The sequence below is a fragment of the Mesorhizobium sp. YM1C-6-2 genome, from assembly GCF_003666685.1.
Lineage (GTDB): Bacteria > Pseudomonadota > Alphaproteobacteria > Rhizobiales > Rhizobiaceae > Mesorhizobium_K.
Genome location: NZ_RCIZ01000001.1, coordinates 653,982 through 666,310, shown reverse-complemented (window position 1 = coordinate 666,310; position 12,329 = coordinate 653,982). Strand labels below are relative to the sequence as shown.

Genomic DNA, 12,329 nt, shown 5'->3' with positions numbered 1-12,329 from the left:
AATGTCTGCAAAACGCCGAATTCTGCCACTTGCCAAGTGTGTAAGTTTCCTACATTCTGCCGCGAATGATGGCCGGACGAGCAAATCGAAGGCTGGGGCGCTCTCCTGCGGCGAAGCGGGCGGATAGAGCATGGTAGAAATCCATTCGGCCCATGGTTTGGGGAGAAGCGTGACGGACGAAGGCGACGAACGCGCGCCAGGCGCCGGTTACGGAAAGCCCATTCCCGACATCCTTTCGCAGATCAAGGATTCCTACAGCGAGCTGCGACCGGCGGAGCGGCGCGTCGCCGACGCGGTGCTGGCCGACGTCGCCTTTTGTGTCGACGCCTCCAATGCGGAGATCGCCCGCCGCGCCGACGTCAGCGAGCCCACCGTCACCCGCTTCTGCCGCGCCATCGGCTGCGAGGGCGTGCGCGATTTCAAGCTGAAGCTCGCCCAGTCCGTGGTCGTCGGCCGCATGTACCTGACCGCCGGCCAGCCCGTGGTGCCGACCGAAGACGCCTCGCCGCTCTGGAACACGGTTTTCGCCGAGGCGCGCAGCGCGCTGAACGCGGTTGAACGCCAGCTAGACGCCGCAGAAGTGGTCAAGGCCGCGGACCTCGTCGCCAGCGCGCATCAGGTCGCCGTGTTCGGCCTCGGCGGCAGTTCGGCGGCTCTGGCGCAGGAGACGCAATACCGCCTGTTCCGCTACGGCGTCGTAGTGTCTGCCTATTCCGACCCCTATGTCATGCGCATGACGGCCTCGACGCTGAAACCCAACGATCTCGTCATCGCCATCTCCGCCACGGGCCGCACGAGAGAGGTCATCGAGGCGGTGGCGCTCGCCAAGCACTACCGGGCCAAGACCATCTGCGTCACCGCGCCCGACAGCGACCTCGCCCGGATCTGCGACGTCTGCTTGACCGTCGACATCCCCGAATTCCCGGATACGATGAAACCTACGGCGTCCCGCTTCGCCTTTCTCGCCATCATCGATCTCGTCTCGGTCGCGGCCGGCTATCGGCTCGGCGCGACCGCACTGGAGACGCTTCGCCGTATCAAGTACAACGTATTGACCCACAGGAAGGGCAAGGAACTCGAGCCGCTGGGCGACTGAGCGCGGAGTCCGGAACGTCAATCATTTCTTGCGGATCGTGTCGCTATGGACCGTCCGCCCTCATCACATAAGGACAGACCATGCTCCAGACCGCCCCTGCGCCCGAGGCCTCCGAATGGCTTGCCAGCTTCTCCCGCCAGCTTGCCGGCGGCGACGCCGACGCAATCCTGGAGCTGTTCGCCGAGGACTGCTACTGGCGCGACTTCGTCGCCTTCACCTGGAACGTGAAGACGATGGAGGGCAAGCCCGCCATCAGGGCCATGCTGGACGCCACGCTGGCGGCGACCGCGCCGACCGGCTTCGTGCTGAGCAGCGCGACGGGCCAGCCCGGCAATATCGAAGGCTGGTTCGACTTCGAGACGGCGGTCGGACGCGGCCAGGGCATATTCCGGCTGGAAGGTGGCAAGTGCCGCACCATCCTGACCACGCTGCAGGAACTCAAGGGATTTGAAGAGGCGCTCGGCCCATCCCGGTCGAAGGGCGTTCGCCACGGCGCCGACCGCAACCGGCAGACATGGTCCGAGCGTCGCGCCGTCGAGGAGGCCGAACTCGGCGCCAGCCGCCAGCCCTACTGCCTGATCATCGGCGGCGGACAGGGCGGCATCATGCTGGGCGCCCGGCTGAAGCAGCTTGGCGTTCCCTTCGTCATCGCGGAAAAGAATGCCAAGGCCGGCGACTCCTGGCGCAAGCGCTATCGCTCGCTCGTCCTGCACGACCCGGTCTGGTACGACCATCTGCCCTATATTCCCTTCCCGCAGCACTGGCCGGTGTTCACGCCCAAGGACAAGATGGGCGACTGGCTGGAGATGTATGTGAAGGTGATGGAGCTCAACTACTGGGGCTCCACCGAGGTGAAGAGCGCAAGCTACGATCCGGCCGCCAAGCTGTGGACGGTGGAGTTGCTGCGCGACGGCAAGCCGGTCACGCTGCAGCCCGCGCAGATCGTCTTCGCCACCGGCGCCTACGGCCCGCCCCGCTACCTGGAACTGCCCGGCGCCGCCGACTTCAAGGGCGAGATCCTCCATTCGAGCCAGTATTCCGACGGCAGCAAATACAAGGGCAAGAAGGTCGCCGTCATCGGCGCGGCAAGCTCCGGGCACGACGTCTCGGTCGACCTGTGGGAAGCCGGCGCCGACGTCACCATGGTGCAGCGCTCGCCGACGACAGTGGTGCGGTCCGAGACGCTCATGGAGCTTGCCTTCGACACCTATTCGGAGGCGGCCAACGCCGCCGGCATCGACGTCGACAAGGCTGACATGATGGCGGCGGCGACGCCCTTCGCCCTGCAGCCGCCGGCGCAGCGCGCGCTTTACGAGAAGATCCGGGCGCGGGACGCGGATTTCTACAAGCGGCTCGAAGATTCCGGCTTCCTGATCGATTTCGGCGAAGACGAAAGCGGCCAGATGATGAAGGCCTACCGCACCGGATCGGGCTACTATCTCGACGTCGGCGGCTCGGAACTCGTCATAACCGGCGAGATCAAGGTGAAGGCCGGCGTTCCCATCGAGCGGCTGACGCCGACCGGCATCCGTTTCGCCGACGGCGCCGAGGTGCCGGTCGACGCCATCATCCAGTCGACCGGCTTCCATTCGATGCACGAGACGGTGGCGGCGATCGTCGACCGCGAGACGGCGGATGCGGTCGGTCCCTGCTGGGGCCTTGGCTCGGGCGTGCGCAACGACCCGGGTCCGTGGCACGGCGAGCTGCGCAACATGTACAAGCCGACTGCGCAGGAAGCACTATGGTTCCACGGCGGCAATCTGGCGCTGTCGCGCTTCTTCTCGAAGTTCCTGGCACTGCAGCTCAAGGCCCGGTACGAGGGGCTAGAGACGCCCGTCTACCGGACGCCGCTATAGTCCCTGCCCTTCATGCCGGCAGGCTCTTCGCCATGAAAATCGACATCGGCGAAGCGGTCTGCATGGGCACCGGCGCATAACCGAGCGCCGCGTAGAAACGCTGGGCCTCGACGTTGCGCGGATGCACGTCGAGGAAGAGGCCGGTCGAGCCGGCGGCGGCAAGCCGCTCCTCGAGGAAGCCCATGCAGCGGCGGCCGATGCCTCGCCCGCGCGCCTTCGGCAGCAGGTCGATATGGCCGTGCGAAGGATATGCGGCGAGCGCTTCCGGAATGCCGAGGTCCGCATGATGGATGGTGTGCCGCACCCAGTCGCTGCCCCGCCAGGCCGACCGGTCGGAGCCGGGGTCGGAGACGCGCCGGCGCAGCGCCGGATACCAGTCGGAGGCGAGGCGCGCATTGAAGGACGCGGTGTCGAGCGCGCCGAAAAGATAGCCCGCCACGCCGTCCGGGCTGTCGATCGCGAAGGCCAGATCCGGCTCCAGCACCTGATAGGGTACGGCGTAGATCTGCCCCATCAGCTCCGGATCGTCCTCCCTCGACGTGGCGTCCTTGCCGGCGTCGCCGGTTCGCACGCACACCGCGCAAAAGGCGGGATGGTCGGCGTTTGTCGCCCGGCGCAGGAAGAAGCCGCCGCCGAAATCGAGGATCATGGCGGCAGGATGCGGAAGTCGGCTCCCTCGGGCAGGAGCTGCCCGCCGTCAACGATGATCGTGGTGCCGGTGATGTAGCTCGCCTCCTCCGAGGCGAGGAACAGGAAGGCGTTGGCGACGTCCTGGGGGGTGCCGAGGCGGCCGAGCGGGATGGCGTCCTCCATGCTCCTGATGAAGGCGGCGTCGCGCTGCTCCTGGACGCCCTCGGTCAGGATGTTGCCCGGCTCGACGCCGTTGACGGTGACGCCATAGCCGGAGAACTCCAGCGCCGCGGCGCGGATAAAGCCGTTGATGCCGGCCTTGGTCGCCGAATAGTGGCCGTGACCGGGGCTGGTCACATGCGGCCCGGTGATCGACGAGGTGAACAGCATGCGGCCGGAACGCTGGCGCTTCATCGGAGCGAGTGCGGCGCGCGCGGCGTTGAAGGAGCCGCGCAGGTTGACGCCCATGACGCGGTCCCAGTCCTCTGACGTCGTGTTCTCGATCAGCTGCCAGGGATAGATGCCGGCGTTCTGCACCATGATGTCGAGCCGGCCGTGATGCTCGAGCGCGACCGCGACCGCGGTTTCGGCATCCTCCATCCTGGAGATGTCGATACGGACGAAAACGGCGCCTAGCTCGTCAGCGGTCGCGGGACCGTATTTCGTGTCGGCGTCGGCCAGCACCAGCTTGGCGCCTTCCTCGGCGAAACGCTTCGCCACCCCCTTGCCGATGCCGCGCGCGGCACCGATCACCAGGGCAACCTTGCCTTCCAGTCTTCCAGTCATGTCCGTTCCTATGCGAGCCTTTGCCGAATGGTCTGCTTCAGCGTGTCCAGCAGGACAGCGGCCAGCACCAGCAGTCCGTGGATGACCTGCGTGAAGTTGGCCGGAAGCCCCATGAGGTTGATAGCGGTGTTGATCGAGGAAAGCAGCAGCACTCCGGCATAGACGCCGGGCAGCGAGCCGACGCCGCCCTTTAGGCTGACGCCGCCGATGACGACCGCCGCGAATGCGTTGAACAGGAGCCCGACGCCGAGGTTTGCCGTAGCGCCCGAGGTGCGGATGGTCAGCAGCCACCCGGCCAGCCCGGCGATGGCGCCGGCGAGCACGAAGGCGATGATCAGGTTGCGCGTCACCCTTATGCCGGCGCGGTAGGTCGCCTGCTGGTTGCCGCCGATCATCACGAGATGCCGGCCGAACGGCGTCTTCGCCATGATCAGGGAGAAGATGACAAAGCAGCTGATCGCGATCCAGGCGGTGAGCGGCAGCCCAAACAGCCGCTGGATGCCGAACCAGCGAATCGCCGGGGCGAGATCCTGCGCCGAGCGGCCGCCGGACACCGCGACCACGAGGCCGCGCACCCAGATGTAGGAGGCCAGCGTGATGATGAAGGCGCTCATGTTCAGCTTGACGACGAGCACGCCGTTCAGCGCGCCGATCAGGGCGCCGACGGAGATGGCGACCAGCAGCGAGACCGGCACCATCAGCCATTCCGGATGCAGCTGGATGCCGAGGCCGATGCCGGCGGAGCAGAACAGGATGCCGACCGCCATGGCGCCGAGCGCCGTCACCGATTCGACCGACAGATCCATGTGGCCGGTTATGATCACCAGCGCCAGGCCGATGGACATGACACCCAGCACGCTCGACGCCTCGATGATGTTGGCGAAGATGCCGAGCTGGAAATAGTTCGGGATGAAGATCGAGAAGATCGCCAGCACGAACAGCAGCATGAACCAGACGAGGTTGTCGAGGATCAGCTCGAGGATGCGACGGGTGCGAGGGTTCATGTTCTATCCGGCGACGAGTACTGGACGGAGGCAGCGCGGAAGCCGCGCGGCATGAGCAGGATCACGAAGAAACGAGGGATGCTCCGGGCGGCGAGAACCGCCCGGAGCGCACGCCTCACTCCACCGACTTCACCGTGTCGGAAGGCGGCTTCATGTTGCCCCAGAAGGCCGGGTTGTCGACGTTGTCCTTGTCGATGGCGGCGCCCGGGATCTTGATGTTCGGACCCCAGGCTTCGATGGTCACGACCGACGGCAGGCCGAGCACGTCGTAGTCGCCGGCCTTGATCTCCTGCTTGTTGACCACCTTGTCCATGAACATGGCGACGGCCGCCGCCTGCGCATAGAGCGGCTGCTCCACCTCGACGTTCAGCCAGCCCTTGCGGATCAGGTCGAGACCGACAGGCGCTCCGTTGGAGCTCATCATCATGATGTCGCCAGGCTTCTTGCCGGCCGCCTCGAGCGAGGCGACGGCAGCCACGGAGAGATGCGCCGCGTGGTTGAAGATCAGGTCGATGTCGGGATTGGCGACGAGCTGGTCGGCGACGATCGTGCCGGCGTTGCTGGCTTCCCACTGCATCGCGGGATGCGAGACGATGGTGACCTCCGCGAAGGCCTTCATCTTCTCCTCGAAACCCTTCTGGATGTCGAGCGTGTAGGGATCGCCGGGATCGCCGAGCACCTGCAGGATCTTGCCCTTCACCGAGCCGTTCTTGGCGGTCAGCAGCTTCTGCGCCTGCTCGGCCGCGACATGGCCGATCTCGATCGTGCCCGCCACCGAAGTGAAGTCGGAGGGCGTCGAGGTGATCTGGCGATCGAACTCGACGACCGGGATGCCGGCGGCGCGCGCCGCCTCGATCGACGGCTTGAGGGCATTGAAGTCGACCGCCGCAAGGACGATGGCGGCAGGCTTCAGAGCGATCACGTCGTTCATCTGCGACTGCTGCGCGTCGGTCTTGTTGTCGGCGTTCAACGTCTTCGTCTCGTAGCCGACCTGCTTCAGGAACATCTCCAGCGCGCTCACCGAGCCGGTCTGAAACTCATCGAGCAAGGTCGGGACGAGGTAGTAAACGACGCCCTTGGACTGGGCAAAGGCCGGCGTCAGCATGGCAGCCGCCAATGCCAGAACGCCGAACATGGATAAGAGTATTCGCTTCATGTTCTTCTTCCTCCTGTTGTACCGGTTCCCCTTTTTGTCCCTCAGCCTGCCGGTCCGGCGCCGGCAAGGGCCTCCCCGGTGATCATGGAGACCACCGCGTCGGGACTGGTTTTCGAACGCGCCACGTCGCCCGCGACGACGCCCTGGCGGATCACGACGATGCGGTCGGCGACCTGGAACGCCTGCTGCATGATGTGCGTGATGATGACGACGCCGATGCCCTGCGCGGCGACCTGGCGGATCATGTCGAGGCCGCGCCGTGTCTGCTCGACGCCGAGCGCAGCGAAAGGTTCATCGAGCAGCACCAGCTTGCCGCCCCAGTGCACGAAGCGGTTGAGCTCAATCGCCTGCCGCTGGCCGCCGGACAAGTGTTCGACATTGGTGCGTAGCGAGGGGATGCGCGTGCCGGCATTGGACAGCGCCTTGGCCGTCTCGCGCTCCATGGCGCGCTCGTCCAGGATCGGAATGCCGAGCCTTTTGCGCGTGATCTCGCGGCCCATGAAGAAGTTCGCGACCACGTCCACATTGGTGCAGAGCGAGAGGTCCTGGTAGACGGTCTCGATGCCGGCCGCCTTGGCTTCGGCAGGCGACCTGGCCAGGAACTCCTCGCCCTCGAAGAGCATCCTGCCCGACGTCGGCTCGAGGCCGCCCGAGATGATCTTGACCAGCGTCGACTTGCCGGCGCCGTTGTCGCCGAGCAGCGCGACGACCTCGCCCTTGCCGATCGTGAAGCTGATGCCCTTCAGCGCTTCGATGGCGCCGAAATTCTTGCGGATGTCCTCGAGCACGAGCAATGGCGTCGTCATGCAGCGACCTCTCCCCCATCAGAACCCGCATCGAGGACGTGCCGATCGCGTTCGCCGGCGAACATCTGGCCGAAGCGGGGCGAAAGCACGCCTGACACGGCAAGCGCCGCCGCTCCGCGCAGCACCGCGTGCTCGCCGCCGCGGCCGACGACGACGCGCGGCGTCTTGCGATCGCGCCGCGCGGCGATCGAGTTGGGCAATTCGGCGGCCAGCGCCGCCAGCCCGTCGAGCAGCTCCGCCGACGCCATCCCGCCAAGCACGACGGTCTCCGGGTCGAATAGGTTCTCGATGGTCGTGATGGCGCTGCGGAAGACCGGCGCCACGGCCTCGATCCAGCCCGCCTGACTAAGCCCCGAACGCCTGAGCGCATCGAGCGAAAGATAGCGCTCGAGACAGCCGTGATTGCCGCAAGGACAGGCCTCTCCCGCCGGCACGACCGGAATGTGGCCGATCTCGCCGGCATTGCCCCAGGCGCCGCGCATCACGCGGCCCTCATGGACCACCGCGCCACCGAGCCCGACGCTGAAAAAGAGGTAATAATATTCCTGATAGTGCTGGCCGAGGCCGTAGAGCTGCTCGCCGAGCGCGGCGGCCGCCATGTCGGTCTCCAGGAAGGCCGGCAGGCCGGTCAGCTCGACCAGGCTCTCGGTGATCGAAACACCTTCCCAGCCGGTCATCGTCGTCGGCCCGACGAAGCTCATCGACTCGACCCCGAACGGACCGGGCAGCGCCATGCCGATGCCGAGCATGCGTCCCTGCGGCCTGAGCGCGATCAGTTCCGGAACCATCCCGCCTATGATCTCGAAGGCCGCAGCCGGCGAGGCATTCGCCACCGGGTGGTGCCGGCTGGCGACGACGTTCCCGCTCAGGTCGACGAGGGCCGCGTGGAGGCCGATCGGGGTCATGTGGACGCCGATCGCGAAACCGCCTTCGGGATTGATGCGCAGAAGCGAGGGCGGCAGCCCGCGCCCCTTCGGGTCCTCGCGGAAGGAGACGACGTATTTCTGCTCTTCCAGCTCGCGGACGATGGTGGACACGGTCTGCACCGTCAGCCCCACTCGGGCGGCGATCTCGCTGCGCGTCGTCGGGCTGTGCAGGCGCACGGACTCCAGCACGATGCGCCGGTTATACGGCCGTGTGAACTCCTGGTTTGTGCCTCTGAGTACCACGCGTGCTGCCCTCTCCCAAGGTAAGGTTACACCGCATGATCATTTAGTCAAATGGATTTCAGAAATCTGCGGCAGGCTGCGCGGCCTCTCCGATGACGGGGATGCCGGTGCAGCCCGCGCGGAGCGGAATCCAGCCGTCAGGTGACCGACTTCACGTTGCCGTCATTGTCGACAACGCAGGAATGTCGCTTGCCGGCCGCGTCCAGTTCCACCTGGAAGGAGGTGGCGTCGAGTTGGCGCGAATTGACGGGCAGCACCTTGTCCGATGCGGCGCCGGTCTGGGTCGCGACCGCATTGGCGCAGAGCAGCTGCAGGTCGGCAGGAGCGGTCTGCAAGGTGGTTCGCGCCATCTGCTGCGGCTCCGGCGACGAGGACTGGCATCCGGCCGCCGCCAGCAGCGCCGCGGCCGCCAGCGCTTTCAAGACAATCGATGTTTCCAGTGCAGGCATCGTTTCCCCTCCTCCGGGAATTTGAGCTAGACGCCTTTGTAGAGCGCCGCGCCTTGCATCAGCACGATCACCTTTGCGCCGACGTTGATGCGCGAATGCAGATCGACGATGTCGTCATTGTTCATGCGGATGCAGCCGGACGAGACGTCGAGGCCAATGGTCCATGGCTCCGGCGTGCCGTGGATGCGGTAGATCGTGTCCCGGTCGCCCTCGTAGAGATAGAGCGCGCGGGCGCCGAGCGGATTGTCCGGTCCGCCGGGCTGGCCGCCTGCCCATTTGGCTGCGTTCGGATCACGCGCCACCATCTCGGCCGGCGGCGTCCATGTCGGCCATTCTGCCGTGCGGCCGACCCTGACGATGCCGGCCCAGCCAAAACCTTCCCGCCCGACGCCGATGCCGTAGCGGATGGCCTGGTGGCCGGGCTGGACGAGGTAGAGGAAATGCTGGTTGCCGTCGATGATGATGGTGCCCGGCTTTTCAGCGGTGCGGAACTTCACCATCTGCATGCGGAACGCCTCGGGCGGCTGCCCGTTGCGGGCAAACATCTTGCGCGCTGTCGCGCGGTCGTACTTGACCCATTTGCGCGTCTTGGCGTCATAGATTTCCGTATCGGCGACCGAGGCGACCGTGCTCAAGCCGAAGGCCGAGAGCAGGGTTGCGCCAAAGAGCAGCCGGCGTCTGTTGATCCCAGCCATCACTGCCCCCATTCCTCGATGCGGCCCTTGTTCTGCTCGACCCAGGCCTTGGCGTAATCAGCCGCCGGCTGCCGGTCGACCTGCAGCGCGTAGCTCATCGCCGATATCTCGTCCGGCTTGAAATCCACCTTCTCGAGGAATGCCGCCACATCGGCATGCTTCTTGGCGAAACCGGAAGACCAGGCGACGTGGAACTCGACGGGACCCCAGGCGACCGGCGCGCTGGACTTCGATATCCAGAGCGGGTCGTCGGACTGGGCGACGATGTTCCATTTGGCCGGGTCGTAGGCGGGTTCGGTGAGGCGCACCACGTCGTGCAGCTTGAAGACATGGTGGGGCTCGTAGCAGTAGAACACCATCGGCCGGCCGGTCGCCACGGCGGCGTCCACCGCGGCCATGGCGACGTCTTCCTCGGCCTCGACCAAGGTAACGGTCTTTGCATAGCCGTAGCTGTTGGCGCGCACCCGCTCGATGCCGGTCGACTTCCAGGTCGTGGCGCCGATCCATACCTCGCCCTGACCGTCGCCATCGGTATCCAGCACGGCGGTCTTGGCCGGATCGCTCAGGTCGGCGACATCCTTGATGCCGGCGGCCGCGGCGTCCTGCGTCGCGCACAGGCCCTGCCATGCCGGCACCGCGCGCTCGCCGAGCACGACGGTCTTGCTGCCATCCTGGCCGTAGCGCTTGACGAGATCGTCGAAATTGGGACGCCACACTTCCGGGACGACATCGACCTCGCCGGTCTCCATGCCGGCGAAGGCGAGCATCGTGCCGAGTTCGCGCACCTCGGCGTCAAGATGGAATTTCTCGGCGATCGCCAGTTTCAGGATATTGGCCGCAGCCTGGCCCGATGGCCAGTTCGGCATCGCGATCACCATATCGGCCGCAAATGACGACCCGGTGAGCGACAGGACCGTGCCTGCCGCGAGGAGCATCCGTCGAAGAACCAAGCCGCATCCCTCCATGCGTCATTCGCCGATACCCCCACCATCCATCTTAGCGGTGATCTCGGCAATGCCAAGTCAAAGTTGCGTGGGGGTTCCCACAAGTTGTGGCGCGGACCTACTGGGTCGACAGATAGAGCTCCGACGCCGCTTCCTTCAGCGCCTCGCGGCCGTCGTGCCTGAAATACATCATGTGCCCGCCCTCGACCGTGTCGAGACGGATCGGCCGGGCACCGGGAAGCGTGGGAAGCTGGCTGACGAGATAGCGCGACGACATGTAGGGCGTGACCAGATCTGTGTAGCCGTGGACGATCAGCACCCGTAGCGAAGGGTTGAGCGAACGCGCGCGCTGGAGATCGTTCATGACGCCGGCATAGCCCTGACGGGAGGGGCTGGTCCCATAGTCCCAGTTGCCGCTGATCTCGCCGTTGAGCAGCCGATAGGAGATGTCGGTGCGGAAATTCAGCTCGTCGCGGACATAGTCGGTGAAGGCGGAGGTGAGCACCGGCACGCTGCGGTCGAGAACCGGGTCGGGGCCGGAGAGGCGGGCGCTCTCCGGCGCGATGTCGGCCGTGGCAATCATGCCGTCATAGGGGCTGAGCACGTTGCCCTTGCTGCGCGCAAACTCCCTGGCGAAGAGCGATGTCGGAATGCGCGCGAAGTTCCGCTGGACGAGGTCGAGCGGCAGGCCGGTGATGTCGGCAACGCGCTGGCTCGCCAGCCGACCGCCCTGCTCGAGGCCTCCGGCGAGCGCCGAGAGGTAGTCGCCGAGCGCATAGTCCTCGACCTCCCGCAGCCGCTCCCGCAAGGCCCGACCGGAGACGCCTTCGCTGCCCAGGCGGACAGCCGCGAGGGAGGGCAGTTCGAGCGCCCAGTGGAGCGGATCGAACTGGTCGGGGCGCACCAGCATGAATTCGAGCGCCGGCGAGATCAGCACGATGCCGGCCGGGCTGATGCCGACATCCTCCTGCAGCGTGCGGGCAAGCAGCGCGGCACGGAAGCCGCCGTAGCTTTCGCCGGCCAGGAACACCGGCGATCCGGTGCGGCCGGTCTTGGCGAGATAGAGGCGGATGAAGGCGCCCATCGACGAAGCATCCTTGTCGACGCCCCAGAAATCGCGGTTTTCCTGGCCGGGAGCCATGCGGCTGTAACCCGTGCCGACCGGGTCGACGAAGACCAGGTCGGTCATGTCGAGCCAGGTGTCCGCATTGTCGACGAGTTTCTGCGGTGACGGCAGGAAGGCTCCGTCCGGGGCCGTCGCTATGATGCGCGGACCGAGGGCGCCGAGATGGAGATAGGCGGAAGCCGCTCCCGGACCGCCGTTGAAGACGAAGGTGACCGGACGCTGCGCTGCGTCGGCAGGGGTTTCCCGGGAGGGCATCTCATAAGAGACGTAGAAGATTTCCGCGGTGACGGCGCCATCGCCCGCCAGCAGCGACAGCGTGCCGGCGGTCGCCTGGTAGCGCATCGTCTGGCCGGCAAGCGTCAGCGAATGGTCGGTGGTCTTGGGGGCCGGGAGCAGCGAGAGGACGCCGCCGGTCGGCGCCGGCCTTTCCCGCGGATCCGCATGTACGGGCGCAAGGCCGCCGGCAAGCAGCAGGAGGGCGAGGGCGACGTTTCTCACGATGGACGGCATCACGGCTTCCGTTGGAGGCGACGGCAGAAAGGTATCACGCCGACCGCGCCCACCAAGTCACAGCATCGTGTCCGTTCCTAGGCGACGCTTCGACGGCCGATC

12 protein-coding genes are annotated in these 12,329 nt (G+C 66.1%); 2 read left to right on the top strand and 10 right to left on the bottom strand.

Annotated features, from left to right (window positions below; all coding sequences use genetic code 11):
* Nucleotides 1-169: 169 nt before the first annotated feature.
* Both D8676_RS03255 and D8676_RS03250 read left to right on the top strand, forming a co-directional pair.
* Nucleotides 170-1,096 (top strand): MurR/RpiR family transcriptional regulator, encoded by a 927-nt coding sequence (locus D8676_RS03255; protein ID WP_245426541.1) that lies wholly within the window; start codon nt 170-172, stop codon nt 1,094-1,096.
* 80 nt (nt 1,097-1,176) lie between these two features.
* Entirely contained in the window at nt 1,177-2,952 is a 1,776-nt protein-coding gene (locus D8676_RS03250) for an NAD(P)/FAD-dependent oxidoreductase (RefSeq protein WP_121579375.1), read from the top strand.
* Between the two features lie 10 nt (nt 2,953-2,962).
* Here the strand turns inward: D8676_RS03250 and D8676_RS03245 are convergent, their stop codons facing one another.
* The 10 genes from D8676_RS03245 to D8676_RS03200 form a co-directional block, all read right to left on the bottom strand.
* The gene (locus tag D8676_RS03245; RefSeq protein WP_121579374.1) at nt 2,963-3,601 is read right to left on the bottom strand and encodes a GNAT family N-acetyltransferase; all 639 of its coding nucleotides are present in this window, start codon (nt 3,599-3,601) and stop codon (nt 2,963-2,965) included.
* A complete protein-coding gene (locus D8676_RS03240; protein ID WP_121579373.1) occupies nt 3,598-4,368 on the bottom strand; it encodes an SDR family oxidoreductase in 771 nt (256 codons plus the stop codon). Before D8676_RS03240 ends, D8676_RS03245 begins: the two co-directional genes overlap by 4 nt.
* Nucleotides 4,369-4,376: 8 nt before the next feature.
* Nucleotides 4,377-5,372 (bottom strand): ABC transporter permease, encoded by a 996-nt coding sequence (locus D8676_RS03235; RefSeq protein ID WP_121579372.1) that lies wholly within the window; start codon nt 5,370-5,372, stop codon nt 4,377-4,379.
* Between the two features lie 115 nt (nt 5,373-5,487).
* On the bottom strand, nt 5,488-6,528 hold the full coding sequence (locus D8676_RS03230; RefSeq protein ID WP_121579371.1) for a sugar ABC transporter substrate-binding protein: 1,041 nt from the start codon (nt 6,526-6,528) through the stop codon (nt 5,488-5,490).
* A gap of 41 nt (nt 6,529-6,569) precedes the next feature.
* Nucleotides 6,570-7,334 (bottom strand): ATP-binding cassette domain-containing protein, encoded by a 765-nt coding sequence (locus D8676_RS03225; RefSeq protein ID WP_121579370.1) that lies wholly within the window; start codon nt 7,332-7,334, stop codon nt 6,570-6,572.
* Nucleotides 7,331-8,503: an ROK family transcriptional regulator gene (locus D8676_RS03220; RefSeq protein WP_121579369.1), complete on the bottom strand. Its 1,173-nt coding sequence runs from the start codon at nt 8,501-8,503 to the stop codon at nt 7,331-7,333. The genes D8676_RS03225 and D8676_RS03220 overlap by 4 nt, the downstream gene beginning before the upstream one ends.
* A gap of 137 nt (nt 8,504-8,640) precedes the next feature.
* Nucleotides 8,641-8,952 (bottom strand): hypothetical protein, encoded by a 312-nt coding sequence (locus tag D8676_RS03215; protein ID WP_121579368.1) that lies wholly within the window; start codon nt 8,950-8,952, stop codon nt 8,641-8,643.
* Nucleotides 8,953-8,978: 26 nt separating this feature from the next.
* Nucleotides 8,979-9,647 (bottom strand): L,D-transpeptidase, encoded by a 669-nt coding sequence (locus tag D8676_RS03210; RefSeq protein WP_183096951.1) that lies wholly within the window; start codon nt 9,645-9,647, stop codon nt 8,979-8,981.
* A complete protein-coding gene (locus D8676_RS03205) occupies nt 9,647-10,582 on the bottom strand; it encodes a glycine betaine ABC transporter substrate-binding protein (RefSeq protein WP_121579366.1) in 936 nt (311 codons plus the stop codon). The genes D8676_RS03210 and D8676_RS03205 overlap by 1 nt, the downstream gene beginning before the upstream one ends.
* Before the next feature lie 127 nt (nt 10,583-10,709).
* Nucleotides 10,710-12,227, bottom strand: a complete 1,518-nt coding sequence (locus tag D8676_RS03200) for a peptidase S10 (RefSeq protein WP_121579365.1) — start codon at nt 12,225-12,227, stop codon at nt 10,710-10,712.
* Nucleotides 12,228-12,329: the final 102 nt, after the last annotated feature.

Excerpts from the sequence above, each read along its gene's own strand:
- D8676_RS03250 (WP_121579375.1), top strand. The coding sequence starts at position 1,177 with ATGCTCCAGACCGCCCCTGCGCCCGAGGCCTCCGAATGGCTTGCCAGC.
- D8676_RS03245 (WP_121579374.1), bottom strand. The coding sequence starts at position 3,601 with ATGATCCTCGATTTCGGCGGCGGCTTCTTCCTGCGCCGGGCGACAAAC.
- D8676_RS03240 (WP_121579373.1), bottom strand. The coding sequence starts at position 4,368 with ATGACTGGAAGACTGGAAGGCAAGGTTGCCCTGGTGATCGGTGCCGCG.
- D8676_RS03235 (WP_121579372.1), bottom strand. The coding sequence starts at position 5,372 with ATGAACCCTCGCACCCGTCGCATCCTCGAGCTGATCCTCGACAACCTC.
- D8676_RS03230 (WP_121579371.1), bottom strand. The coding sequence starts at position 6,528 with ATGAAGCGAATACTCTTATCCATGTTCGGCGTTCTGGCATTGGCGGCT.
- D8676_RS03225 (WP_121579370.1), bottom strand. The coding sequence starts at position 7,334 with ATGACGACGCCATTGCTCGTGCTCGAGGACATCCGCAAGAATTTCGGC.
- D8676_RS03215 (WP_121579368.1), bottom strand. The coding sequence starts at position 8,952 with ATGCCTGCACTGGAAACATCGATTGTCTTGAAAGCGCTGGCGGCCGCG.
- D8676_RS03210 (WP_183096951.1), bottom strand. The coding sequence starts at position 9,647 with ATGGCTGGGATCAACAGACGCCGGCTGCTCTTTGGCGCAACCCTGCTC.
- D8676_RS03205 (WP_121579366.1), bottom strand. The coding sequence starts at position 10,582 with ATGCTCCTCGCGGCAGGCACGGTCCTGTCGCTCACCGGGTCGTCATTT.
- D8676_RS03200 (WP_121579365.1), bottom strand. The coding sequence starts at position 12,227 with ATGCCGTCCATCGTGAGAAACGTCGCCCTCGCCCTCCTGCTGCTTGCC.